This window comes from Alteromonas sp. LMIT006, from assembly GCF_024300645.1.
GTDB lineage: Bacteria > Pseudomonadota > Gammaproteobacteria > Enterobacterales > Alteromonadaceae > Opacimonas > Opacimonas immobilis.
In genome coordinates, this window is the sequence record NZ_CP101291.1 from 1,340,084 (window position 1) to 1,365,388 (window position 25,305).

Annotated in this window: 20 protein-coding genes and 3 tRNA genes; 17 read left to right on the forward strand and 6 right to left on the reverse strand. The window is 42.0% G+C overall.

The features are described 5' to 3' along the window. Positions 1-2 precede the first annotated feature (2 nt). From NLG07_RS06275 to NLG07_RS06285, 3 genes are all read left to right on the forward strand, one after another. Complete coding sequence (locus NLG07_RS06275; protein WP_254854614.1) at positions 3-176, forward strand: hypothetical protein; 174 nt, start codon at positions 3-5, stop codon at positions 174-176. Positions 177-243: 67 nt separating this feature from the next. Then, positions 244-927 (forward strand): CPBP family intramembrane glutamic endopeptidase, encoded by a 684-nt coding sequence (locus tag NLG07_RS06280; RefSeq protein WP_254854615.1) that lies wholly within the window; start codon positions 244-246, stop codon positions 925-927. 43 nt (positions 928-970) lie between these two features. Continuing rightward, positions 971-3,031 (forward strand): peptidase domain-containing ABC transporter, encoded by a 2,061-nt coding sequence (locus NLG07_RS06285; RefSeq protein ID WP_254854617.1) that lies wholly within the window; start codon positions 971-973, stop codon positions 3,029-3,031. A 31-nt stretch (positions 3,032-3,062) separates the two neighbouring features. On the opposite strand, the gene NLG07_RS06290 is transcribed toward NLG07_RS06285, so the two are convergent. Together NLG07_RS06290 and NLG07_RS06295 are read right to left on the reverse strand one after the other, a co-directional pair. Next, positions 3,063-4,502 (reverse strand): ATP-binding protein, encoded by a 1,440-nt coding sequence (locus NLG07_RS06290; RefSeq protein WP_254854618.1) that lies wholly within the window; start codon positions 4,500-4,502, stop codon positions 3,063-3,065. A 184-nt stretch (positions 4,503-4,686) separates the two neighbouring features. Next, positions 4,687-6,330: an ATP-binding protein gene (locus NLG07_RS06295; RefSeq protein ID WP_254854619.1), complete on the reverse strand. Its 1,644-nt coding sequence runs from the start codon at positions 6,328-6,330 to the stop codon at positions 4,687-4,689. Positions 6,331-6,468: 138 nt separating this feature from the next. Here NLG07_RS06295 and NLG07_RS06300 point away from each other — a divergent pair. The 9 genes from NLG07_RS06300 to NLG07_RS06340 all read left to right on the forward strand — a co-directional run bounded on the left by NLG07_RS06300 (position 6,469) and on the right by NLG07_RS06340 (position 15,309). Continuing rightward, positions 6,469-6,544: transfer RNA gene (locus NLG07_RS06300), tRNA-His, on the forward strand. A gap of 49 nt (positions 6,545-6,593) precedes the next feature. Beyond that, positions 6,594-6,678, forward strand: a tRNA-Leu gene (locus NLG07_RS06305). Between the two features lie 11 nt (positions 6,679-6,689). Continuing rightward, positions 6,690-6,766, forward strand: a tRNA-Pro gene (locus tag NLG07_RS06310). Between the two features lie 129 nt (positions 6,767-6,895). Beyond that, positions 6,896-8,206, forward strand: a complete 1,311-nt coding sequence (tig, locus tag NLG07_RS06315; RefSeq protein WP_254854620.1) for a trigger factor — start codon at positions 6,896-6,898, stop codon at positions 8,204-8,206. Between the two features lie 92 nt (positions 8,207-8,298). Beyond that, positions 8,299-8,913, forward strand: coding sequence for an ATP-dependent Clp endopeptidase proteolytic subunit ClpP (gene clpP, locus NLG07_RS06320; RefSeq protein WP_303049225.1), 615 nt, complete (start codon positions 8,299-8,301; stop codon positions 8,911-8,913). A gap of 105 nt (positions 8,914-9,018) precedes the next feature. Next, positions 9,019-10,299 carry an ATP-dependent protease ATP-binding subunit ClpX gene (clpX, locus tag NLG07_RS06325; protein ID WP_254854622.1) on the forward strand — a complete coding sequence of 427 codons (1,281 nt, stop codon included), beginning with the start codon at positions 9,019-9,021 and terminating at the stop codon, positions 10,297-10,299. A 142-nt stretch (positions 10,300-10,441) separates the two neighbouring features. Continuing rightward, positions 10,442-12,793, forward strand: coding sequence for an endopeptidase La (gene lon / locus NLG07_RS06330; protein ID WP_254854623.1), 2,352 nt, complete (start codon positions 10,442-10,444; stop codon positions 12,791-12,793). 294 nt (positions 12,794-13,087) lie between these two features. Beyond that, complete coding sequence (locus NLG07_RS06335) at positions 13,088-13,360, forward strand: HU family DNA-binding protein (RefSeq protein ID WP_254854624.1); 273 nt, start codon at positions 13,088-13,090, stop codon at positions 13,358-13,360. A 101-nt stretch (positions 13,361-13,461) separates the two neighbouring features. Further along, positions 13,462-15,309, forward strand: coding sequence for a SurA N-terminal domain-containing protein (locus NLG07_RS06340; protein ID WP_254854626.1), 1,848 nt, complete (start codon positions 13,462-13,464; stop codon positions 15,307-15,309). 117 nt (positions 15,310-15,426) lie between these two features. On the opposite strand, the gene NLG07_RS06345 is transcribed toward NLG07_RS06340, so the two are convergent. From NLG07_RS06345 to rpsT, 4 genes are all read right to left on the reverse strand, one after another. Further along, on the reverse strand, positions 15,427-15,597 hold the full coding sequence (locus tag NLG07_RS06345; protein WP_254854627.1) for a hypothetical protein: 171 nt from the start codon (positions 15,595-15,597) through the stop codon (positions 15,427-15,429). 69 nt (positions 15,598-15,666) lie between these two features. Further along, positions 15,667-16,791: a Na/Pi symporter gene (locus tag NLG07_RS06350; protein ID WP_254854628.1), complete on the reverse strand. Its 1,125-nt coding sequence runs from the start codon at positions 16,789-16,791 to the stop codon at positions 15,667-15,669. A 5-nt stretch (positions 16,792-16,796) separates the two neighbouring features. Next, positions 16,797-18,245 carry a M20/M25/M40 family metallo-hydrolase gene (locus NLG07_RS06355; protein WP_254854630.1) on the reverse strand — a complete coding sequence of 483 codons (1,449 nt, stop codon included), beginning with the start codon at positions 18,243-18,245 and terminating at the stop codon, positions 16,797-16,799. Positions 18,246-18,411: 166 nt separating this feature from the next. After that, a complete protein-coding gene (rpsT, locus tag NLG07_RS06360; RefSeq protein WP_254854631.1) occupies positions 18,412-18,675 on the reverse strand; it encodes a 30S ribosomal protein S20 in 264 nt (87 codons plus the stop codon). Positions 18,676-18,856: 181 nt separating this feature from the next. Here rpsT and murJ point away from each other — a divergent pair, with 181 nt between their 5' ends. From murJ to fkpB, 5 genes are all read left to right on the forward strand, one after another. After that, a complete protein-coding gene (gene murJ / locus NLG07_RS06365) occupies positions 18,857-20,419 on the forward strand; it encodes a murein biosynthesis integral membrane protein MurJ (protein WP_303049189.1) in 1,563 nt (520 codons plus the stop codon). Between the two features lie 159 nt (positions 20,420-20,578). Continuing rightward, on the forward strand, positions 20,579-21,514 hold the full coding sequence (gene ribF / locus NLG07_RS06370) for a bifunctional riboflavin kinase/FAD synthetase (protein WP_254854635.1): 936 nt from the start codon (positions 20,579-20,581) through the stop codon (positions 21,512-21,514). Between the two features lie 42 nt (positions 21,515-21,556). Next, positions 21,557-24,370: an isoleucine--tRNA ligase gene (ileS, locus tag NLG07_RS06375; protein WP_254854636.1), complete on the forward strand. Its 2,814-nt coding sequence runs from the start codon at positions 21,557-21,559 to the stop codon at positions 24,368-24,370. Beyond that, complete coding sequence (lspA, locus tag NLG07_RS06380) at positions 24,363-24,863, forward strand: signal peptidase II (protein ID WP_254854638.1); 501 nt, start codon at positions 24,363-24,365, stop codon at positions 24,861-24,863. Before ileS ends, lspA begins: the two co-directional genes overlap by 8 nt. After that, positions 24,850-25,293 carry an FKBP-type peptidyl-prolyl cis-trans isomerase gene (gene fkpB, locus NLG07_RS06385; RefSeq protein ID WP_254854640.1) on the forward strand — a complete coding sequence of 148 codons (444 nt, stop codon included), beginning with the start codon at positions 24,850-24,852 and terminating at the stop codon, positions 25,291-25,293. The genes lspA and fkpB overlap by 14 nt, the downstream gene beginning before the upstream one ends. Positions 25,294-25,305: the final 12 nt, after the last annotated feature.

Sequence of the window (25,305 nt, forward strand, 5' to 3'; positions counted from 1 at the left end):
ATATGAAAGAACTAACTTTTGAGGAAGTCAAAGAAGTAAATGGTGGTAACCCTTATGTTGTTGGTGCTGCTATCGGTTGGGCTGTGAGTAAAGTATTAGATTCTGCAGCGGAATCTTTAAGTGAGGTTGACTGGGGGAGCTCTATGGGTGACGAGGATACAAATTTAGCACCCTAATACCTCCTAAGAGGGGGGCTTTGCCTCCTCTTATTTCACAAATGCTATATGCTCTTGGAAGATCGTTATGATAAACAATAAAGTTAAAAAAGCAGTTGTTTTAAAATTAAAGATGACAGCTCTATTCCTTTTGTTGCAACTTATATCAGTTGTTTTGTCAGAATTTTTAATATCGCCTTTTATCACTGGGGATGTATACAAGGATATAGAATATTATGTTGCTATTATAATTATGTTACCCATTGTTTTATTTGCAAGTAAGAGGGATGAATTTAATCTTCCAAATGAATTTTTTAATTTTAATATTGATTTTAGTTTTTTTTGGAAGGTTATTGCAGTTGTATTTTTTTACTTTTTGATCTTTTATTTCCTTGCAGAGTTTCTGAATATCTCAGGTGAAAATGATATATTTGAAATAATAAATGTGCTAAATGAAGGGAGTATATATGTTAAAGTGTTACTTGTTTTTTCGATATGTTTAGCTGCGCCAATAATAGAGGAGATTTTTTTTAGGGGGTGGCTAATAAGTAAACTCATGATGTTAGATGTTGATAAAAACTATATCATTATAACCACTTCAACTCTATTCATGTTTTCTCATATTCAGTATCAAAATATCTTTAGTTATATTTATCTTTTTATAATGGGTTTCGGCCTTGGTTGTATAAGGATTAAGAAAAATAATATTTCATATTGCATTTTAGCTCACTCATGTTTAAATTTTTTGGCCGTGTTTTCATGGATTTATTAATTTATCAAGGTCAGGAGCTAGGTAAATCAATAGGTAAAGTAAAGTGATCTACCAATCAGAAGCCGCTGAATGCGGCCTAGCCTCTATCGCCATGGTGGCAAATCACTATGGCCATAAGATTGATTTATCGACATTGCGCAGTCGCTATAACATCTCGTTTAAAGGGGCGAACCTGCAACAGTTAATGCAGTTGGCCGAGCAGTTAAACATGGTGGGTCGGGCACTTCGTTTAGAGTTGGATGAGCTTAGGGACCTAAAGACGCCCTGTATCTTGCATTGGGATATGAATCATTTTGTGGTACTTAAGAAAGTCTCGCGCAAAAGTATTACTATCCTCGACCCTGCGATGGGTGAGCGTGTCATTCCAATGAAAGAAGTCGATACGTCGTTTACTGGTATCGCATTAGAACTAACGCCCACGTCTGAATTTAAGAAAAAAGACGAACGCGCCAAACTTAGCATTACATCATTTTGGACGCGCATTGATGGCTTAACATCGTCTTTAGTCAAGCTGTTCGTTCTATCCTTGATATTGCAATTCTTGATGCTTGCTGCGCCGTATTATACGCAGTTGGTCGTGGATAATGTGTTAGTCAGTTTTGATAAACCCTTGCTGGTCGTATTGGCACTCGGGTTTGGCTTAGTGATGCTGGTATCCGTCATTACAGATGCGTTTCGTAGCTGGGTGGTGTTGCATTTGTCTTCCTCGATGAGCGTGCAAATGGCGACTAATCTGATGCGGCATTTGGTGCATTTGCCGATGGAATACTTCGATAAACGTCATATGGGCGATGTGGTATCGCGTTTTGGTTCACTGAACAGTATTCGGGATTTGTTTACCAACAAAATCGTGGAAGGCGTCATTGATGGATTAATGTCCATTGTGGTGTTGGTCATGATGTTTTTGTACGATGTTACGCTAGCATTGGTGGTGTTGGGTGTTGTTATACTGTATGCCATCATACGCATTATTCTCTATCGCCCCGTTCATCAACTCACCGAATCGAGCATTGTCGCAGGTGCCGCTGAACAATCCAACTTTATGGAAACTGTGCGAGGCATTCAAAGCATCAAACTGTTTGGCCAACAAACTCAGCGTTTAAACTTGTGGCAAAACAAATACACCGAAGCCGTTAATCAAGGCTATCGCTTAGGCAAATGGCATATTTCGTATCAAACGATTAATGGGCTGTTATTCGGGGTAGAAAATATCCTGGTGGTCTATCTTGCTGCGCTCGCTGTGATGGAAGGGGGGATGTCAGTAGGGATGCTATTTGCGTTCATGGCTTACAAAAATCAGTTTACCAATCGCATGGCGGGGTTAATCAGCAACCTTATCGACATTAAGATGACGTCATTGCATTTGGATAGATTAGCGGATATTGCCTTAACCTATAAAGAGAAGGAAGGGGCGGAGCAGCCATTTCGTGAAATCACCGGTGAATTAACACTAAACAATATTAACTTTCGCTATGCCGACAACGAACCTTTACTGTTTGATGAACTTAGCTTATCTATTAAAGCGGGCGATAACATTGCCATCATCGGCGCATCAGGGACAGGCAAATCTACGTTAATGAAGCTGATGCTGGGATTATTAACACCGCATTCTGGCAAGATTGAAGCGGACGGGGTGAACATCCAACATCTTGGTTTACGTCACTATCGACAGCAAGTGGCCTCAGTCATGCAGGACGACCAGTTAATGTCGGGGACGTTGGCTGAAAATATCAGTTTTTTTGACCCACAAATGAACATGGAGAAGGTGATGGAAGCTGCCATCTTAGCTGGTATTCATGATGATATCGCCCAAATGAACATGGGGTATAACTCATTGGTGGGCGATATGGGCAATGCGTTATCTGGCGGTCAGTCGCAAAGGTTATTATTGGCAAGGGCGCTATACAGAGAACCTAAGATGTTATTTTTGGATGAGGCTACTAGCCACTTGGATATCGAGCTTGAACAGCATGTGAATCAAGCCATTCAGCAACTTTCTATGACTCGCATTACCATTGCACATCGGCCTGAGACGATTCGAAGTGCTGATACTATTTATGAGCTTAGAGAGGGTAAAATGCATAATATCACCGCAACCTATTAATCTCTGAATGGAGAATAGAGGGACAGCGGTCTTAAATGGTCAGTGGAATCATAATACTAATTTGCGTACCTGAGCGAGTATCAATCTGAAATGTTCCCTCTAATGCTAATATACGTTGTTGCATGCCTTCCAGGCCGAAACCAGATGTATTATGTGCCGGATCGAAGCCAACGCCATCATCTTTTATGATCAATGACAAAGCCGCAGGTGTTGTTTTGAGCTCAATGGTAAAATGGGATGCATTAGCGTATTTTATGGTATTGTTGACGGCCTCTTGCACAACTCGATATACGGCAATACTGATATTATCTGAAAGAGTGATGAAGTTTGGCTCATATATGAATGAGTAATTCACTTTAAATAAAGCTAATTTATCTTTGAAATAGTCTCCTTTTAGCGTTTCATACAAGCCATCTCGGCTTAACATCTGTGGTTTTAGTTTGTGGACAATTTCATGCAATGAACGATGGATATGCCCGCTATATGTATTTAGGCTCTGAAAGGTATCGGCCGTGTCTGGATTGGAGCAGTCGGATTCAATAACGCTCAAAGCGGAATCAATGGTTTTGATATTTTCGCGCAGCGATATATTGATTTCTTTCGCTAATTGTTGTCTTTCGTACTCTTGCGCGTTGACCAATAATTGATTTACGTTACGGATGTTGTGATTCACTTCACGTAAGTGGGCATTGGTGAGGCTCAAATTAGATTGAGCATTGAGTAATTTGGACTGTGCCAAGTCCAACTCGTACAACATCGCACTGATGAGTATTCCAATCAAGTTAAACAAGCATAGGAACCAAACTGTTTCATACAGCGTAATGCCGAGCGATATTCGAGAGTATTGTTCAAAGTGATTCGTTTGAGTGGCTAGTTCATTAAGCAAATACGCTTTCTGGGTCAATGGTAATGCCGGGTCATATTGAATAATGACATGTGCGATAAACCCCAATAATACCAAATTACTTACAGTAACAAACCCTGCACATCCCGCCCAGCGGTGTTTATGACAAAACCAAAGCCCCGGTAAAATACTAAAAATAGCTAAGTATTTGATGTAATCGGCGGATAAAGCCACGATCCCAATCAGCACGATAGTGAAAACAACCAAGGCAAGAATTAGGCGGGGGAAGTTGACAGGCAGTTGTTCATGCTCGTCTGAAATAAAATAATGACTGAGGTTAAATAGCCAAATCAATATCAGGCTGAATGCAACATTGCCCAGTATGGCAAGTTTAATTTGGGTCGTACTGTATTGTTCGAGTGTGCCTAAGCCGTAATTCAGTACAAGAAAATGCACAGTGATAAAAAAAACTATGCTCAGTATCTGTAAAGAAATAGTGTGGAGTTCAAAATTATTTTGTACCGGAAGTAATCGACTCAATGGCAAAATTATCAGCAGCATAAAGCCAAAGCTAATGATACTGTTATATAAATCGAATAGCCCCATAGTAGACATGAGCCAAAGCATAAAAATGGTACTTAACAATTTTAAAAGCAGGCTGGCATATCCAGAAAATAGTAGCCAAATGGCTGTTGGTATTACCACCAATTGAGTACTCAAGCCTTGAGTCAAATTGATGATCAGCGAATCAAAAAATCCGCACAATAAGACCAGAAAAAAATGTAAAACAGTCACCGTCGACAATAATTTATTAAAGCGGAAGCCAAACATCGATATTCGCTCCGTTGGTATTGTGGATGTGCATCTTGCCACCAAGTGCTATGACATGGTTGTAAATCATAAACAGTCCATCGCCGTAATTACCGGCTAGGGTATTATCATTAAAGCCGATGCCGTTGTCACAAAAAGACAAATGTACTTGCTTGTCTTCGAGTTCAATACTAATAGAGCAAGAGTCGGCTTTACTGTGTTCAACTGTGTTTTTGATACACTCCTGGACCATGCGTACAATCGTGATTTTGTTGGTATCAGTTAGATCAATTAGGTCCTCTGTGACATAGGCATGGTATTCGATGAAGTTGTTGCCAAGATATTCATTGAAGTTTTCTTTACTCAAAGCGATGTTGAGGGGCGCATCATCAATATTTTTTGGCCGAAGCCAATACATTAACCGATAAGCATTGTTATACAGATTCCCGCATTCTATCTTAATGTCATTCAGCAACTCAGGGTGTAGTCTTGCAATATCGAATTTTTTTTCCAATACGGAAATTAACGCTCTCAAACCAATAATGCTTTGGCCGACATCATCATGTAGTTCTTGTGAAAGACGTTTTTTTTCCGCTTCTCGGATATTTACGGCCTGTTTCGATAAGTTTTGTAAATCGTTTTTGGAAATTAATAATTCAGCGTTTTGTGCCTCCAAAGTAGTTTGTCTTAGAACCAAAGATGAAGTGGCCCGGCTGTGTTCCAGTTGCAGAGCGGCTGTCACCAACCCCGTTGCAAAATAAGCGGCAATAAAGGTTTGAAAATCAACTAACAATTGGCTGTCAGCGTTATGTAAAAATATTAATAGAACCGTGTTAATCCATAATGCGCAACTCAAGCTTCCAAACCAAGTTAAGCGAATGGCAAAGTAGATGATTGGAAGGAATAAGAATAACTTCAAGAGTTCTCGAGTAAATGCATTAGTATAAAATGCAAATACCATGGCGAGTGTGAGAAGAAAGATGTTTTGCAATAATTCGGCTTTTGAAAACTCAGGAATTTTATACCGAAATTGTAATACCCACATGACGATAAGGAACAATGTAATTGCGAAGAGTAAACCTGGATAAGCGGCTATATTATGCAGGATAAACATATCCAAAACGTCTTCTGCTTTTACTTTGTCATAGACAGAAGTATCTGACAGAACAAAGTAGCCTACGCTAGTGAACCGGGTCAGCATGCCAAGCAATACTATCAAAGATATTGATTTCAGAGTGAATAAATGACGGTTAATGTGATGTTCTCGAGCGTAATAGATGAATGGCAATGTATGAATGGTCATAAACACGCTTTGTACAAAATGTCTTAACATGTCGTAATAAATAGACTCCTGTACTTGCATAGTTAGACCACTGGCAAAACAGATAGCCAGTATCGCACTGACCCAAAACCGGTAGGGTAGGAAGATAAAAATGATAAATTGGAAGCCTAGAGGAAAATACCAAATAACAAAACTAGGAATGACAACATAGTTAAATGAAAAATTAAAAAGAGAAAACTGTCCTATACTTACTAGGACAAAAATCAAGAACTGTGCAACGCATTGGTGGACAAAGGATGCTTCGATGTTAAATGTGCGGTGGACCAGAAAAGCCGCGATACTGCTGATGCTTTTTGATTGCATGAAACTGTGCGTTGATTTTATTATTGTGCGATTTTTGCATAATCCAGACAAAAAACCAACAAAATACATTTTTACCTTGACACAGATGGGGCAAGTCTTTAATATGCGCTCCGCTTTGTACGGCACAACAAATCAATGGTGGGCGTAGCTCAGTTGGTAGAGCCCCGGATTGTGATTCCGGTTGTCGTGGGTTCAAATCCCATCGTCCACCCCATTTGTTGTCTGATATGGGCAAAGTTCTCGAGAATTCATCTCACGTGTTTGCGGAAGTGGTGGAATTGGTAGACACGCTGGATTTAGGTTCCAGTGCTTCACGGCGTGAGAGTTCAAGTCTCTCCTTCCGCACCATAATTTGAGACCGGTGAGTGGCGCAGCTTGGTAGCGCACTTGTTTTGGGTACAAGGGGTCGCAGGTTCAAATCCTGTCTCACCGACCATCTCAAATTCCTGTACTTTCTCTCTGTACTAATCACGTTTCAGCCTGTATAATTCGCCGTCTTTTAAATATAGAACACACCACTGTTTAAATTTCTAGCGCATATTTGGCGCACAGTTGAGGTAGAATAATGCAAGTTTCAGTCGAGACGACTCAAGGCTTAGAGCGTAAAGTAACAGTCACAGTACCAGCCGGCAACGTTGATGAGGCAGTTAAATCACGTCTTCAGCAGTTAGCAAAAACACAGCGTATCAACGGTTTCCGTCCTGGTAAGGTACCAGTAAGCGTAATCAAAAAGCGCTTTGGCGCGGCAGTTCGACAAGAAGTGGCTGGCGATGTGATGCAACGTCATTTTTATCAAGCTATCATCCAAGAAAAAATTACCCCTGCTGGAATGCCTACTTTTGACTTGACCAAAGACGTAGATGGTGAAGATTTAGAATTCGTTGCAACGTTTGAAGTATATCCAGAAGTTGAATTGCAAGGTCTTGACAAGGTTAAAGTAGAAAAGCCAGTTGTTGAGATCAAAGACAAAGACCTAGCAGACATGATCAAAACGTTGCAAAAGCAACATGCGAACTGGAAAGAAGGCAAGCGCAAAGCTAAGAAAGACGATCGTGTAACCATTGATTTTGTCGGTACCATTGACGGCGAAGAGTTCGAAGGTGGTAAAGCTGAAGACTTCCCACTAGAAATGGGTAAGAATCGCATGATCCCAGGTTTTGAAGATCCAATTGTCGGTCTTAAGCCAGGTGAAGAGTGCGTTGCAGAAGTTACCTTCCCAGAAGATTACCACGCAGAAAACTTAAAAGGTAAAGCCGCATCTTTTGCCATCACAGTGAAAAAAGTGGAAAGTTTAGACCTCCCTAAAGTAGATGAAGAATTTGCGAAGCTGTTCGGTGTTGAAGAAGGTGGTGTTGAAGCGCTTGAAGCTGAAGTGAAGAAAAACATGCAGCGCGAACTTGATCAAGTTGTGAAATCGAAGATCAAAGAGAGCGTCATCGACGGTTTACTTGAAGCCAACGATGTTGCAATCCCACAAGCATTGATTGACCAAGAAATCGAAGCGCTGCGCGAGCAAGCAAAACAACGTTTTGCACAACAAGCGGGCGGTCAGACGGATAACTTACCTGAGTTACCAGCTGAACTGTTTACTGACAATGCAACTCGCCGAGTCAAAATTGGTCTTATTTTAGGTGAAGTCATTAAAGCCAACGATTTGAAAGCCGATGAAGATAAGGTCAATGCATTAATCGAAACGACTGCTTCAGCCTATGAAGATCCACAAGAAGTAATTGATTACTATCAAAACAATCAAGAGCTTATGCAGCAGATGCAAAACGTTGCATTAGAAGAGCAAGCGATTGAGTGGGTACTTGAACAAGCTAAAGTGAAAGAAGTTAAAACCAAGTTTGACGAGATCATGAACAAACAGGCATAAAATTTTGCCAAACGTTTGACTTTTATGGTCTTACCCTGATTAAATGCCCAGTATTATCTGGGCTTTTTTTTGCCATATATTTGCATAAGGAAATTACATTGAACCACTTTGATGAAGTACAAAACGCATTGGTCCCTATGGTCATTGAGCAAACCTCAAAAGGTGAGCGTTCATTCGATATTTATTCTCGATTACTCAAGGAAAATGTCATCTTCTTGGTAGGTCAAGTTGAAGAGCACATGGCAAATCTGATTGTGGCACAAATGCTATTTTTAGAAGCAGAAAACCCCGAAAAAGATATATTCTTGTATATCAACTCTCCAGGTGGGTCGGTGACTGCTGGCATGGCGATTTATGATACTATGCAGTTCATCAAGCCAGATGTATCCACCGTGTGTATGGGCATGGCAGCGAGTATGGGGTCGTTTTTGCTTGCTGGTGGTGCAGCTGGAAAACGTTACTGTTTACCTAACTCTCAAGTGATGATTCACCAACCATTGGGTGGTTTCCAAGGGCAGGCGTCAGACTTTGAAATTCATGCAAAAAATATTTTGCAGACAAAAGACAGACTAAATCGTATTTATTCTCATCACACGGGACAACCTGTTGAAAAGGTTGCACAAGATACTGATCGAGATAATTTTATGACCGCGCAGGAAGCATTAGAATATGGTCTGATTGACCAAATCATGACTAGTAGAAACTAATTGACATAGCAACTGCTAATTCTTAGTCTATACTTATTATAAAATCGCTATAGCGAATGCTTTTTAGCATTCGCACACTCTACCCAGTTTACGAGGCAAGTGTTAATGAGTACAAAACAAACCGGCGATGGTGACAACAAATTACTTTATTGTTCCTTTTGCGGCAAAAGCCAGCATGAGGTTCGTAAACTAATAGCAGGTCCCTCTGTGTTTATTTGTGACGAATGTGTTGAGTTGTGTAACGACATCATTCGAGAAGAAATTAAAGATATTTCTCCCAAGTCCAAAAAAGACAGCTTACCAAAACCACATGAAATCCATGCGCATCTAGACGATTACGTAATAGGTCAAGAGCATGCAAAAAAGGTTCTGGCGGTTGCAGTTTATAATCACTATAAACGCCTCAAAAACGGAGATGTCCATGACGGCGTAGAATTAGGCAAAAGTAACATATTACTTATTGGCCCAACGGGAAGCGGTAAGACATTACTTGCAGAAACGTTAGCTCGACTTTTAGACGTACCATTTACTATGGCTGATGCGACCACCTTAACGGAAGCTGGCTATGTTGGTGAAGATGTTGAGAATATTATTCAAAAATTACTGCAAAAGTGCGATTACGACGTTGAAAAAGCACAACGAGGTATTGTTTACATCGATGAAATAGATAAGATTTCCCGTAAGTCTGACAACCCATCTATTACTCGTGATGTCTCAGGCGAGGGGGTGCAACAAGCGTTGTTAAAACTCGTCGAAGGCACCATTGCATCGGTTCCACCTCAAGGTGGTCGCAAACATCCCCAGCAAGAGTTTCTACAAGTAGATACTTCCAAGATACTGTTTATTTGTGGCGGTGCGTTTGCAGGATTAGACAAGGTTATCGAGCAACGCTCCGCGAAGGGTACTGGAATCGGTTTTGGTGCTGAAGTCAAATCAGCTGATAATACTAAGGCAGTATCAGAACTGTTTAAGCAAGTTGAACCAGAAGATTTGGTTCGCTATGGTCTAATCCCCGAATTCATTGGACGTCTTCCTGTTGTCACCAGTTTAGAGGAATTAAACGAAGAAGCCTTAATACAGATTCTGACTGAACCTAAAAATGCCATTACTAAGCAATACGGCGCCTTATTTGCATTGGAAGAAGCTGAGCTTGAGTTCCGCGAAGATGCGTTAGTGGCGATAGCTCGCAAGGCAATGGAACGTAAAACGGGTGCTCGAGGTTTGCGTTCAATTGTCGAAGGTGTTTTGCTTGATACCATGTATGACTTACCGCAACTGGAAAATGTCAGTAAGGTCGTCGTAGATGAGACAGTCATTAAAGGCGAATCAAAGCCTATTCTGCTCTATAACGCCAAAGAGCAAGCCGCTGGTGCTGAAACAGATTAGTACAGTTGGTAAAGTGAAAAGGGGCGATATGCCCCTTTTTAGTTTATATTCAAATTCTAATAAAATATTGTTTATGCAAAATAAATTGAACTTTGCTTAAATATCCCCATATATAACTCATTGTCTAATATTAGGAATTAACATGTCGTTAGAACAAACCTCGACAAACATGCCTGTGTTGGCTTTGCGAGATGTGGTTGTATATCCCCATATGGTAATACCCTTGTTTGTCGGTAGAGAAAAATCAATCCAGTGCTTAGAATCAGCCATGGAGAACAACAAACAGATTTTTTTAGTTGCACAAAAAGAAGCTAGTATAGACGAGCCTGCAGTAAGCGATATCTACGAAACTGGCACAGTCGCCTCTATTTTACAGTTATTGAAACTACCAGACGGCACAGTAAAAGTTTTGGTTGAAGGTGCTATCCGGGGCAAGGTTCTGTGTTACACCCAAGAAGAACCTTTTTTCCGAGGTGACATTGAGACAATTATCGATGTTACGATTCCGGATACCGAACAAGAAATATTATCGCGCTCGGCGATTTCTCAATTTGAAGGTTATATCAAATTAAATAAAAAGATCCCACCAGAGGTATTAACATCTCTGAATGGCATCGATGACGTTGCGCGCCTAGCCGATACTATGGCTGCACACATGCCTCTCAAATTGAGCGAAAAGCAGAAAGTACTCGAAATGAATAGCGTTGAAGAGCGCTTAGAGTACCTTATGGCCTTAATGGAAGGCGAGATTGATTTGCTGCAAGTCGAAAAGAAAATACGCACTCGCGTTAAAAAGCAAATGGAAAAATCGCAGCGTGAGTATTATCTTAATGAACAAATGAAGGCAATCCAAAAAGAGCTTGGAGAGCTCGATGAGGCGCCTGATGAATTTGAGACATTGCGCAAAAAGATCGATGAAGCCAAGATGCCTCAAGAAGCCCTCGATAAGGCGAATACTGAACTGCAAAAGTTAAAGATGATGTCACCGATGTCTGCTGAAGCCACAGTGGTACGCAGTTATATCGAATGGCTAACCAATGTACCATGGCATAAGCGCAGCGCGGTCAAAAAAGACCTAGCGAAAGCAGAAGCGGTTCTAAATGCCGACCATTATGGTTTAGATAAAGTGAAAGAGCGCATTTTGGAATATTTAGCTGTGCAACAACGCGTGCGCAAGCTAAAAGGCCCAATTTTGTGTTTAGTAGGACCTCCTGGGGTGGGTAAAACCTCTTTAGGCCAATCCATCGCTAAATCGACTGGTCGTAAGTATGTTCGCATGGCATTGGGTGGAGTGCGTGATGAAGCTGAGATCCGAGGGCATCGACGAACCTATATTGGCTCTTTGCCCGGTAAACTCATTCAGAAAATGTCAAAAGTTGGAGTAAAAAACCCGTTATTCCTATTAGATGAAATTGACAAAATGTCGTCCGATATGCGCGGTGATCCTGCATCGGCTTTACTTGAGGTACTTGATCCAGAGCAAAATTCAAGCTTTAGTGATCATTACTTAGAGGTGGATTACGATTTATCTGATGTGATGTTCGTTGCGACATCTAACTCGATGAATATTCCAGGTCCATTGTTAGATAGAATGGAAGTGATTCGTTTATCTGGCTATACGGAAGACGAAAAAGTAAATATTGCGTTACAACATTTGCTCACCAAGCAAATAGAGCGCAATGGACTTAAAGCAAACGAAGTTGCTATTGAAGAAAGTGCCATTGTATCTATTATTCGCTATTACACCAGAGAAGCAGGTGTACGCGGGCTTGAACGGGAAATTTCAAAGATATGCCGCAAAGCCGTACGCATGATTCTTTTGAACGAAAAATCCGCCCCGATTCATGTTACACAAGACAATATTGAAGAGTTTCTCGGAGTCAAGCGATATGATTACGGTAAAACGGATGGTAATAATCAAATCGGGCAAGTGAATGGCTTAGCGTGGACTGAAGTGGGTGGAGATTTGCTTACCATTGAGTGCACATCTGTACCAGGTAAAGGTGCTATTACAAGGACTGGCTCTCTTGGGGAAGTTATGCAAGAGTCAATTACTACGGCCATGACTGTGGTAAGAGCTCGCGCTGAGAAACTGCGTATTAATAATAATTTTCATGAAAAACGCGATGTTCATGTGCATGTACCAGAAGGGGCAACGCCCAAAGATGGCCCTAGTGCTGGGATCGCAATGTGTACTGCACTGGTGTCTTCTTTAACGGGGAATCCAGTCCGGGCCGATGTAGCAATGACCGGTGAAATAACTTTGCGTGGGGAAGTGTTGATGATCGGTGGTCTAAAAGAAAAATTACTCGCAGCACATCGGGGCGGAATTAAAACGGTGATTATTCCAAAAGGTAACGAACGAGATTTGCCTGAAATACCAGACAACGTCAAACAAAACTTGGAAATCCACCCTGTTCAATGGATTGATGATGTATTGAACATTGCTTTGCAAGAACCGGTTGAACAATTTTCAATCAAATCCACTGCTTGAATGTCATAAAAATTGTGATTAACTGTAATAAAAATGCGGTTTTCCGCGTTTTTTTTTATAATTAGCAAAAAAAATCCCAAAATGTTAAAAAATTTTCATTTTCTGCTTTCATCCATCTTAAAATGTGGTAACTTAGGCTTTGTAAATGCTCGCAGGGTCTTATAAATAAAGAGTTATAAGAAATCAGGGCGGTGTTAAAGAATTGTTAATAAATGTTGCTTTGTGCAGTTTTTATTAATATTATTACTTGTGCTTAAAGCATTAAATCAAAACAATAATTTTAGGGGATCTTACGTGAACAAGTCTCAACTAATCGATCAAATCGCTGCTGAAGCAGAATTAAACAAGGCTCAAGCAGAGCGTGCACTTAACGCTTTTACTGGCGCGGTTACTTCAGCTCTTGCGGGCGGTGACGACGTAGCTTTAGTTGGTTTCGGTACCTTCACAGTTCGTGAGCGTGCAGCTCGCACTGGCCGTAACCCACAAACTGGTGCAGAGATTCAAATCGCTGCAGCAAAAGTACCTGCATTCAAAGCTGGTAAGAAACTAAAAGACGCTTGTAACTAAGTATTTATTTAGTAAAAAGAGCGATGGTGTATTCCATCGCTTTTTTATTTTTAGCAATACTCAAATAACGGATAGACTTTTTACTGGAGTAAACACAGGTTATGTTAGAGAGAATAAGAGAAGGGGCACAAGGCCCTTGGGCAATGATAGTGGTTGCGCTTATTGTATTGAGTTTCGTATTTGCCGGTGTCGGAAGTTACCTTACAGCACCAGCGGAGACTGCTGTCGCTAAAGTAAATGGGGAAGATATTTCAGCAAGAAGTCTAGAAAATGCTTATCAAAACGAAAGAGCTCGCCTTGAACAACAATTCGGTGAAGGAATCAGTGCCCTGTTCTCTAATACAGAATACCTTGCGAATTTTCGCAGTGAAATCCTTGATAGGCTAGTCAAAGATAAGTTAGTTGAACAAAAGGCATCTGAGTTAGGATTGCGTGTATCTAATGCTCAAATCAAAGAAGCAATAGTTAACATGCCTGAATTTCAAGTTGGGGGAAGTTTTAACAATGATCGCTATCTTGCTGTCATTCGCCAAGCCGGATTCCAAATTGACGACTTTCGGGAATACATGCGCAATCAAATGACTAAAGAGCAATTATCTCGAGCGGTAATTGGTACTGAGTTTGCTGTAGATAATGAAGCTGAGCAACAATATCGTTTAGAACAACAAACGCGTAATGCTCAATATGTGGTTGTCCCACAATCTAATTTTGCAAATTCTGTAGAAGTAACTGAAGAACAAATTACTCAGTATTATCAAACAAATATTGATAACTATGATACAGAAGAGCAAGCTGCAATTGCTTATGTGGAATTAAAAGTATCTGATTTACTTCCTTCTATAGAGATATCAGAAGATGAAATAACTGAATATTACCAGTTTAATTTCGACCAATATCGCACGGTTGAGAAGCGTCGCGTATCGCATATCTTGTTTGATTTAGAAGATCGTCAAACAGCAGAAGACGTTCTTGAAAGAATTAATGCTGGAGAGGATTTTGGTACACTCGCTCAAGAGTTTTCTATCGATACTTTCAGTGGCGAAAATGGCGGTGATTTGGATGTGATTGAACTTGGTGACATTGACCCGACATTTGATGAAGCGGCTTTTGCATTAGCTGCAGCTGGGGATGTGTCGGAGTTGATTGAAACTGAATCTGGTTTACACATTATTAAAGTGACACAAATTATACCTGAAGAAATTACTCCGTTAGATGAAGTTCGTGACGTTGTCATTGAGCAAGTAAAACAAGCTAAAGCAACTGAAGAATTTTTTGAGTTACAAACCCGTATGGCGGAGATCGCCTTTGAGGTGCCTGATACACTAGAGGACGTTGCAGCAGCGATTAACGGTTCAGTGACCACTACAGATTTATTTATTCAAGCAAATGCCCCTGTAACGCACCCTAGAGTACTAGAAAATGCCTTTTCTCAAGAATTCATTGCAGAAGGGCTTAATTCTGACTTGATTGAGATCAGTGACGAACACGTATTGGTTATGCGTAGTGTTGGTTACGAACCAGAGCGTACGCGTTCACTTGAGGAGGTAAGATCCCAAGTAGTTGCTCAACTACAATCGCAATTACAACGAGAAGCTGCGCTACGCTTTGCACAATCGGTAGTATTAAGTGAAGATATGCAAACCGCGCTTAGTGAACAAGCACTAGAGCTTGCTTCTTTCACACAATTGAGCCGTAACTCTACTGAGATTGACCCAAGTGCCGTTGATTCGTTGTTTACTCTCTCGAGTGACAATGTGGCCACGGCGATTAGTTTAGCAAATGGGGATGCAGCGGTTATCGTTCTTGGTAGCGTAAATGACGTTGATGCTACAGATGAACAAGCTGTTGCTACATTAGTACAACGCATAGCTCAGCAACGCGCACAAACAGGATTTAACGCGTTCGTTGCTTCACTTCAAGAAAACGCCGAAGTGCAGATTCTGAATTAACCTAAGAAGATAAGTTGAACACCGCCAATAACAGCAGTTATTGGCGGTTTTTTTTTCTAAATTTAAATTGAAAGTGCCGTGATAAGAAGTATTGTCGCGGGGTAAATCACGAGGTGATTAAGCAGTGAGGTACATGAGTACGGTATAAACTAAGGCAATGATTACAGAAAATATCAAGATATAAATGAATCCTTGCTTGCCTTGTTTCAGACTGTAATTATTGGCCTTTAAATACAGCATCCAAGCTAAGCACAACACTAACGGGATCATGAATAATAGTCGAATCATAAATACTTTTTTCCTTGAATAGCTTCGTCACTAATACGTATAGCTTTAATTCTAAGTTTACTTTTTGCCTTATGTGAAGACAAAGATTGCGAGTAGAGGTACGACAAAGAAGACACCGCCGATGTACGCCAAGCCATAGGTTTTTTGTTCTGCCACCTTTAACGACAGTCGGTAGGATAATTCAGGAGGTAGTTCTCGTAAGAAGGTTAAACCATAAATAACCAAAACAGCCAGAGTATTGTAAGTTAGATGAACCAAAGCAATTTGTAACGCCAAAGAGGCATTTTCGCCAGTGATGGATAGTGCTGCAATGAGCGCAGTGATGGTTGTGCCAATATTAGAGCCCAATGTAAATGGGTAAATCGCACGAGCAGTGACTATGCCATTGCCAACTAATGGCACCATCAAAGACGTGGTGGTTGAACTAGACTGTACCAGTACTGTCACAATTGTCCCTGAGGTTATGCCGCTCATTGCTCCCCGTCCTAAACTATTTTGTAAAATAGTTTTTGCTCGTCCAACCATGAGCGATTTCATAATTTTGCCCATTCCAGTGATGGCAAATATGATCATGCCCAAACCAATGAGGATCATCAAAATCCCTGCGTAAACGTTCGGCAGAACAGCTGAAACGGCGCTTATTGCATCGATTGCAGGCGAGGTAATGGCTTTAAGTGGATTGAAACCTTCAACGGAAGACGTCGCCCCAACACGGAACAAGCCAACTAAAAAACCGCTGATGTGTTCTAACAATCCAAAAACGATTTCGAGTGGTAAAAAAATCAAAACTGCAAAAATATTAAAAAAATCATGAATTGTTGCAGCATTAAAAGCGCGCTGAAACTCTTCTTTGTTCTTAATATGACCTAAGCTGACTATAGTATTGGTTATACTCGTTCCGATATTCGCCCCCATCATCATGGGGATCGCTATGGTAATTGGTAAACCACCTGCGACCATAGCAACAATCACTGATGTTACTGTGCTCGATGACTGAATCAATGCAGTGGCTACCATGCCAATGATCAAACCCATAATTGGGTTACTAGCAAACTCAAATAGTTGTTTGGCATGCTTTTCAGACGCAAGTTGGAAACCATCACCAATTGTACCGACGGCAACGAGCATTAGCCAGATGAGTAAAAAGAGCGCAATCCAGCGTATGGGTTTGGGCATGTCTGAAAGTGCGTTCATCAATATTAAAGTTCCGGTGCCGGTCTAGGATCAAAATTAGAATAGGCAAAATACGTTGTTACTAATGCCCAGGCGGTTTGGTTTTGCACAATGGCGTCAACGTCTATCTTATCCAATGTATCGTCAGCCGTGTGATGAAAATCAAAATAATATGTACCGTCTTGTCTAAGAGAGAGAACTGGAACGCCATAATTTGGCAGCATAGAGACGTCTGGTCCACCACGGGTGGTGTTGTTACCTAATTCAATATTCATTTGGGCTAAGGCATTATAAAGCAATAACGCATTATCACGCACTTCAGGAGCAAAACGAGTATCGATTCGATATATTTGTCCGGCACCAAAATCGGATTCTGCAGCCACGATGATGTTGGCTAAATCTTCTTTATTTGCTTTGGCATATTCATAAGCCCCAACCAGACCAATTTCTTCTGCAGCGTACAGAATGACCCGAATTGTTCGTTCAGGCTGACCTAGCGTATCCTTGATTAATTTGGCTGCGGCCATAACGATCCCAACGCCAGCCCCATCATCTAATGCACCGGTACCCAAATCCCATGAATCAAGATGTGCTGAAATCAGAACAACTTCGTCAGGGTGTGTTCTACCGGTTATCTCGCCTATGACATTGTATGAAGTTTGCCAACCCGTGTCTTTCGCTTGCATAGTTAGGCTGACTGACACAGTACCATAAGAATTAATTAACTTGGTTAGCTTATCGGCGTCAAGAGAGGAGAGTGCGCCAGCAGGTATTTTGGTGACTTCGTCGTCATAACGCATCACACCAGTGTGTGCAAATTGTGAATTGGCGGTGCCAACCGAACGAATAATAATAGCCAAAGCCCCTTTTTTGGCAGCTTCAACGGCTCCACGAACCCGATTAGGAACGACCTTGCCATAAAAACGTCCGGCTCGGTCTCTTTGCATTGATTGGTCAATGTAAACTATTTTATTGGTAACCAAGTCGCTCGAAGCATTACTCAATGCTTCTAACGACTCAAATTTCACTACTTCTGCTTGGATACCGGCTTCAGGAGTCGCAATCGAACCGCCAAGGGCGGTAATTGTTAATGCATGTTCCTCAGGGCTAATTACTTTGGCATTGGCGAATCCCCGCTCCCAGTTACGGACGCGAACAGGTTGTTTGTACACTCGGTCAAAACCAAGATCAGTGAAGGATTGCTCTGCCCAAGCGATGGCTTTTTTGTCACCAGCAGAGCCCGCAATTCTTGGGCCTACTTTTGATGTCAGGTCTGCAACGATATCAAAAGACAAAGTGGATTGTTGGCTCGCTTGGGTAATTTGAGCAAGTTGTCTTTGAATCACCGCATCGGGTTTGGGGGCTTGTTTGGTGGCGGGCTGTGCTGACTGTGTCGAAGCCGGAACTTGAGTATTGCTGCAACCTAATAGAGTAATAGCAAAAACAAAAATGAATGGTTTGGTAAAATGATGCATATTTGGCCTTGATTATTATTGTTTGTTCGCACTGCATGCGTTGGTATAAAGTTACCAAAGTATATTATCAAGAAATGCCGATGTTAATATGAAATTTACGTGAAACAGGCATAAAAAAACCAGCTGAAGCTGGTTTTTTTGAGCTATCACAAATAACGTGAAAGGCTTACGCCATAGCTTTAATCTGTGCTGTTAAGCGAGACTTGTGACGAGCAGCTTTGTTTTTGTGAATCAAACCTTTAGTCGCCATACGATCTAAAACTGGTTTAGCAGCGTCAAGTGCTGCTTGCGCAGCTGCTTTATCACCTGCTGCGATAGCAGCAATAACTTTTTTGATGCAAGTACGGGTGAAAGAGCGACGGCTCGCATTATGCTGACGACGCTTCTCGGCCTGAATTGCACGTTTTTTAGCAGACTTAATGTTAGCCAATGTGAACTCCGAAATATGCTACATGTAAAATTTAGGGCGCAGATTATCGGTTTTTCTGGCTCATAAGTCAAATGCTTTTAAGCAGATAAACGCAGTTAGACACAAATATAGGCAAAAAAATTCGATAAGTGCTAGTCTATGCCCATCTTTTGGAGCTTTTTACAGAATTCAATTATACACAATGCTTTTAAAGTCCGGCATTATTGTTAGTTTCATGACGTTCCTGTCTCGTATTTTGGGATTAGTACGTGATGTGGTTGTCGCACAGTTTATGGGAGCCGGTGCGGGCGCTGATGTGTTTTTCTTTGCCAACAAGATCCCCAATTTTTTACGCCGGCTTTTTTCTGAAGGCGCTTTTGCGCAAGCGTTCATTCCAGTTCTGACCGAAGTCCAAGCAAATAATGACACAGCAGAGTTTAAACAATTTATTGCCAAGGTTTCAGGTACCCTCGGCGTTATTGTGTTTTTAACCACAGTATTAGGTGTGGTTGGTTCAGGTGTGATAGCGGCAATTTTTGGTACAGGGTGGTTTATTGCCTATCTCAACGATGAACCAGCCGGAGATAAATACTTACTTGCATCTACCATGCTCAAAATTACCTTTCCGTATTTGTTCTTTGTTACCTTGGTGGGATTATCGGGTGCGATTTTAAATACGCTTAATAAGTTTGCCGTTTCATCCTTTACGCCCGTGTTACTGAATATAGTGATCATCATTTGTGCCGTTATTTTGCACAACGATTTTTCAACACCTGCTTTTGCACTTGCTTGGGGGGTGTTTATTGGAGGGGTTGTGCAACTCGTCTTTCAAATCCCTTTTTTGTTAAAAGTGGGCGCGCTAGTTCGTCCCCAATGGGGATGGCATGACCCAAAGGTTAAAAAAGTCAGAACATTAATGATCCCTGCTTTGTTTGGGGTTTCGGTGAGTCAGATAAACTTACTTGTTGATACTTTAATCGCCAGTTTTTTGATGACGGGTTCAATCAGCTGGCTCTATTACTCTGATCGTTTGATGGAATTTCCTCTTGGTTTATTTGGCATTGCGATTGCCACGATTATTTTACCAGCGTTGTCTAAAGACCATGTCGCGCAAGACAAATTACGCTTTCAGGCAAACATGAACTGGGCTATCAGAATGGTCTGTGTGTTAGGCATACCATCGGCAGTTGGGCTGATTGTCCTTGCTGAACCTTTACTTTCTTTAATTTTTGAACGTGGAGCGTTCACCGCAAGCGATGTCAGTATGGCCAGTATGAGTTTGATAGCTTATGCTTCTGGTTTGTTTAGTTTTATGTTAATAAAAGTCTTAGCACCAGGGTTTTTTGCTCAGCAAGATACCAAAACTCCGGTGAAAATTGGGATCATAGCGATGGTTGCAAACATGGGATTTAATGTGATTTTTGCGATTCCTTATGGGTTTGTTGGACTGGCAATTGCAACCGCACTATCTGCGACATTGAACGCCGGTTTGTTGTATTACCACCTGCACCAGCGGGATATGTATCGCCTGTCTTTAGCAACGTTATTGTTGTGTATTCGAGTGGTTGTTTCGAGTCTTATCATGGGCGGCGTACTCATGTATGTACAAGCTAATATTGTCTGGTCTGAATTAACTTTCGTACTTCGCTTGAGTCTTGTTGTTCAATGGCTCATTTTGGCAGCCGTTGTGTATTTTGTTTCTCTTAAAGTGTTCGGTGTCACTCTCAGCGCAATGCGCTCTCCACCGAATGGTGAAGTAAAGTAACCGCTTATTTAACAATCAGCTAAGTCTGTCGAAAAAAACTGCGGCAATTGCCTCGTCAATCTAGATGCTTCAAGGATTTTGGCATAGCCTAGTGCTGAATAAACAGGTATAATCGCGCGCCAGTATTTGACAAATTTGTTCAGCAAGCAACAGGGTAACATGCAACTGATCCGAGGATTACACAATATTCGACCGCAGCACAAAGGCTGCGTGTTGACCATTGGTAAGTTTGATGGGGTGCACCTTGGGCATCAAGCGGTATTAGGCAATCTACGGAACAAGGCAGAGGAGCTCTCTTTGCCAACGGCGGTGATGGTGTTTGAACCGCAACCTGAAGAAGTATTTACCCCCGAAAAAGCACCTGCTAGACTCTCCAGATGGCGTGATAAATATGAAGCCATGCGCGATCTGGGCATGGATAGATTGTTTTGTGTGCATTTTACCCACTCCTTCGCCAGTCAATCTGCAGCACAGTTCATCAAAGATATTCTCGTCGACAGACTGGGAGTTAAATTCTTGGTGGTAGGCGATGATTTCCGTTTTGGCAAGGGGCGCGAAGGGGATTTTGCAATGCTCGTTGAAGCGGGTAAACAATTCGGATTCTCTGTTGTCAACACAGCTAGTTTTCGCCTCGCTGATTGTCGGATTAGCTCAACCGCAATACGTCAAGCATTGGCTGAACATGATTTTGCGCTCGCTCAGCAGATGCTAGGCCGCACATTCAGTATCAAAGGGCGTGTTGTCCATGGCCAAAAGAAAGGCCGCACCATAGGGTTCCCAACGGCAAACGTCAATCTAAAGCGAGCTAAGCCGCCTGTAGTTGGTGTTTATGCTGTGTCAATAGATATATGTGGTGAGTACTATCAAGGTGTGGCTAATATTGGCGCACGACCTACGGTTTCTGGAGAAGATGCTTTGTTAGAAGTTCATATTTTTGATTTTTCCGGTGACCTATATGGACAAGTCATCGAAGTAAACGTATTACATAGACTGCGCGGCATTCAAAAATTTGCTACATTTGCAGAGCTCAAAACTCAAATTGAACAAGATGCGCTGGCAGCGCGCACGTATTTTCATCGCAGCTCAACATTGTAACTGAGCAGTATGACAAAATGATAATGTTTGGAAAAACACACAATGACCGATTATAAAGCAACACTAAATTTACCTGAAACGCCTTTTCCGATGCGTGGTAACCTTGCTCAACGTGAGCCGAAAATGCTCAAAGAGTGGACTGAGAAAAAACTCTACCAAAAAATTCGAGAAGCGCGTCAGGGGCAAACACCATTTGTATTGCATGACGGTCCTCCGTATGCCAACGGTGATATTCATATCGGTCATGCGGTCAATAAGATCCTCAAAGACATTATCGTAAAAGCCAAAACCTTGAGCGGTTTTGACGCACCGTACGTACCAGGTTGGGATTGTCATGGTTTGCCAATTGAGCTGCAAGTCGAAAAGAAAGTCGGCAAGCCAGGCCACAAAGTCAGCGCGGCTGATTTTCGAGAAAAATGTCGAGCGTATGCAGAGCGACAGATAGAAGGGCAAAAACGCGATTTTGTGCGCTTGGGTGTGTTAGGTGAGTGGAATAAACCATACAAAACCATGGACTTTTCCTCCGAAGCCAACATTATCCGTGCTCTAGGCAAAATTACTGAATCGGGGCATTTGCGTAAAGGATTTAAACCTGTGCATTGGTGTACCGATTGTGGCTCAGCTTTGGCAGAGGCTGAAGTTGAGTATAAAGATAAAGTATCACCTGCGATAGATGTGCGTTACCTTGTGAAAGATACGGCAACCGCGGCCAATGCGTTTAATGTGAGTAACGCAGAGTTGGTCAATGCCTATGTGGTGATTTGGACCACCACGCCTTGGACCATTCCAGCGAGTCGAGCCGTCTCAATACACCCTGAGCTGACCTATGCCTTAGTCCAAATAGCAGATGCCAAATTAGTCTTAGCCGAAGATTTGGTTGAAGATTGTATGCAGCGCTATGGTATTACAGAGTATGAAGTGGTCGCCACTACTCAAGGTAATGGCTTGAAACAACTTGAATTAGCGCATCCATATTTGGATTTGGTTGTGCCTGTCATTTGCGGTGATCATGTAACCACCGAATCAGGCACAGGTTGTGTACACACTGCACCGGCACATGGTGTGGATGACTTTAATGTTGGCAAAGAATATGGCATTGAAGTATACAACCCCGTTGGTGGCAACGGTGTCTATTTAGAAGATACGCCTCTTTTTGCTGGTCAGCATGTGTTTAAGGCAAACCAGCCTATTGTTGAGCATCTAGAGTCTGTAGGTGCGTTGCAATTTCAGGCGAAATATGAGCATAGCTATCCGCATTGCTGGCGCCACAAAACGCCTATTATTTTCCGGGCAACGCCACAGTGGTTCATCTCGATGGATGACAATGGTTTGCGCGACGCATCACTTGAAGAAATCAAACAGACACAATGGATCCCTGAATGGGGCGAGCAACGCATTTCCACCATGGTTGAAGGCCGTCCAGATTGGTGTATTTCACGTCAGCGCACTTGGGGTGTCCCGATTGCACTGTATATTCACAAGCAAACAGGAGATATCCATCCGCGAAGTGCTGAACTGATTGAGCAAGTTGCCCAAGCCGTTGAGCAAAAAGGCATCCAAGCTTGGTGGGATATGGATGATACTGCATTGCTTGGCGCGGAAGCTGAGCACTACGAAAAAGTTACTGATACTTTAGATGTGTGGTTTGATTCAGGGGTAACCCATCACTTTGTTGTGGATTGTCGCGACGATATTCCGGCGTCTGCGGATTTGTACTTGGAAGGTTCTGACCAACATCGTGGTTGGTTCATGTCATCTCTCATGTCATCGGTTGCTATGCACGGCCATGCTCCGTACAAACAAGTATTAACGCATGGTTTCACAGTGGATGCGCAAGGTCGCAAGATGTCAAAATCTTTAGGCAATGTCGTAGCACCACAAGAAGTCTTCAACAAGTACGGTGCAGATATTTTGCGTTTATGGGTGGCATCGACCGATTATCGAGGTGAGATGACCGTATCTGATGAAATTTTAAAGCGCGCTGCAGATGCTTATCGTCGTGTGCGTAATACGGCTCGCTTCTTACTGGCCAACCTCAATGGTTTTAACCCAGCAACCGATATGGTCGCCGATGCTGAATTGATTGCACTTGACGCATGGGCAGTTGGTAAAACCAAAACCGTTCAGGATGAGATTTTAGCTGCTTACGATCGCTATGACATGCTAGTTGTCGCACAAAAACTCGTACAGTTCTGTTCTGTCGATATGGGTTCGTTTTATTTAGATGTCATTAAAGATCGTCAATACACAGCAAAAGCGGATGGTCTAGCTAGACGTTCGTGTCAAACGGCTTTGTATCATATTGCACAAGCTTTGGTGCGCTGGATGGCTCCAGTGTGCAGTTTTACGGCTCAAGAAATTTGGGATGAGCTCAAAACCGCGCAAGATGATGAATTTATCTTTACCCAAAATTGGTATGCCGCATGGCCACAGCTTTCCGAGCAGACGCAATTTGATGATGCGTTCTGGGCATCCGTATTAGATGTAAAAGTGGCTGTGAATGGTGCGCTAGAGATTGCGCGAAAAGAACAAGGCATCGGAAGTTCGCTCGAAGCTCAAGTGACTTTGTATGTCTCGGATGAATTAGTAGAAATATTATCCCGCCTAGAGGACGAGTTGCGGTTTGTGACTATCACATCCAAAGCACAAGTTAAATCATTAGCTGATAAGCCTACGAATGCTCAAGAGACCGCGAATAAAGGACTGTTTGTCCTTGTCGAACAAGCCAGTGGCAATAAATGTGTGCGTTGCTGGCACTATCGAGATGATGTTGGTACTGACGACACTCATCCAGAACTATGCGGTCGATGTATAACCAATGTCGATGGCGAAGGTGAGACCAGACAATATGCGTAAACTCTTTAGTGAGAGCGGATTGCGATTTATTTGGATTGCTCTGTTGGGTTTGATGATTGATCAAGTCACCAAGCAGATGATTGTGGCGAACTTTGATTTGTATGAATCTATCCAAGTGACGGGGTTTTTTAATCTTACTTATGTGCGCAACTATGGCGCAGCATTTAGTTTTTTGCATGATGCAGGAGGGTGGCAGCGTTACTTTTTTACAGCAATCGCCTGGATTGTGAGCGTTGTTATTATTTGGTGGTTATATCAATCTCCCAAGTCGCAAAGATTATTGCCAGTTGCGTTTTGTTTTATCTTAGGCGGAGCGATTGGCAATGTAATCGATAGAATGGTCCACGGTTACGTGATCGATTTTTTAGATTTTTATATAGGTAGTTATCATTGGCCAGCTTTTAATATTGCAGATAGTGTGATTTTTATTGGGGCAGGATTGTTAATCGTCGATATGTTTGTCAATAAGGAAGAAGCAAATGAGCAATCTTAGTATTGTCGAAAACAGCGAAGTGATTTTGCACTTCGATTTGAAGTTAGAAGATGGCTCGGCGGCGGATAGCACTAGAGTCAATAATAAGCCTGCTAAGATGGTTATGGGCGATGGTTCATTGACCCCAAATTTTGAAAAGTGTTTGCTTGGTTTGAAAAAAGGTGAAAAGGCATCATTTACCTTGCCGGCTAATGATGCGTTTGGCATGCCTAATCCGGATAATATTTATCATGTTGACCGCTCCAAGTTTGATGCGTCTATGGAACTCAAAGAAGGTATGATCATGGGCTTTGCTCAGCCGGATGGTTCGGAGCTTCCTGGTATTATCAGAGCGGTAGAAGGCTTATCGGTGACGGTTGATTTTAATCACCCCCTGGCGGGACAGACAGTGATTTTTGATGTTGAAATCATTGATGTGATTAACTCATAGTTAAACATAAAA

Coding starts and splice junctions, on each gene's coding strand:
- NLG07_RS06275 (WP_254854614.1), top strand. CDS start 3: ATGAAAGAACTAACTTTTGAGGAAGTCAAAGAAGTAAATGGTGGTAAC.
- NLG07_RS06280 (WP_254854615.1), top strand. CDS start 244: ATGATAAACAATAAAGTTAAAAAAGCAGTTGTTTTAAAATTAAAGATG.
- NLG07_RS06290 (WP_254854618.1), bottom strand. CDS start 4,502: ATGCTTTGGCTCATGTCTACTATGGGGCTATTCGATTTATATAACAGT.
- NLG07_RS06295 (WP_254854619.1), bottom strand. CDS start 6,330: ATGCAATCAAAAAGCATCAGCAGTATCGCGGCTTTTCTGGTCCACCGC.
- tig (WP_254854620.1), top strand. CDS start 6,896: ATGCAAGTTTCAGTCGAGACGACTCAAGGCTTAGAGCGTAAAGTAACA.
- clpX (WP_254854622.1), top strand. CDS start 9,019: ATGAGTACAAAACAAACCGGCGATGGTGACAACAAATTACTTTATTGT.
- lon (WP_254854623.1), top strand. CDS start 10,442: ATGTCGTTAGAACAAACCTCGACAAACATGCCTGTGTTGGCTTTGCGA.
- NLG07_RS06340 (WP_254854626.1), top strand. CDS start 13,462: ATGTTAGAGAGAATAAGAGAAGGGGCACAAGGCCCTTGGGCAATGATA.
- NLG07_RS06345 (WP_254854627.1), bottom strand. CDS start 15,597: ATGATTCGACTATTATTCATGATCCCGTTAGTGTTGTGCTTAGCTTGG.
- NLG07_RS06350 (WP_254854628.1), bottom strand. CDS start 16,791: ATGAACGCACTTTCAGACATGCCCAAACCCATACGCTGGATTGCGCTC.
- NLG07_RS06355 (WP_254854630.1), bottom strand. CDS start 18,245: ATGCATCATTTTACCAAACCATTCATTTTTGTTTTTGCTATTACTCTA.
- murJ (WP_303049189.1), top strand. CDS start 18,857: ATGCTTTTAAAGTCCGGCATTATTGTTAGTTTCATGACGTTCCTGTCT.
- ribF (WP_254854635.1), top strand. CDS start 20,579: ATGCAACTGATCCGAGGATTACACAATATTCGACCGCAGCACAAAGGC.
- ileS (WP_254854636.1), top strand. CDS start 21,557: ATGACCGATTATAAAGCAACACTAAATTTACCTGAAACGCCTTTTCCG.
- lspA (WP_254854638.1), top strand. CDS start 24,363: ATGCGTAAACTCTTTAGTGAGAGCGGATTGCGATTTATTTGGATTGCT.
- fkpB (WP_254854640.1), top strand. CDS start 24,850: ATGAGCAATCTTAGTATTGTCGAAAACAGCGAAGTGATTTTGCACTTC.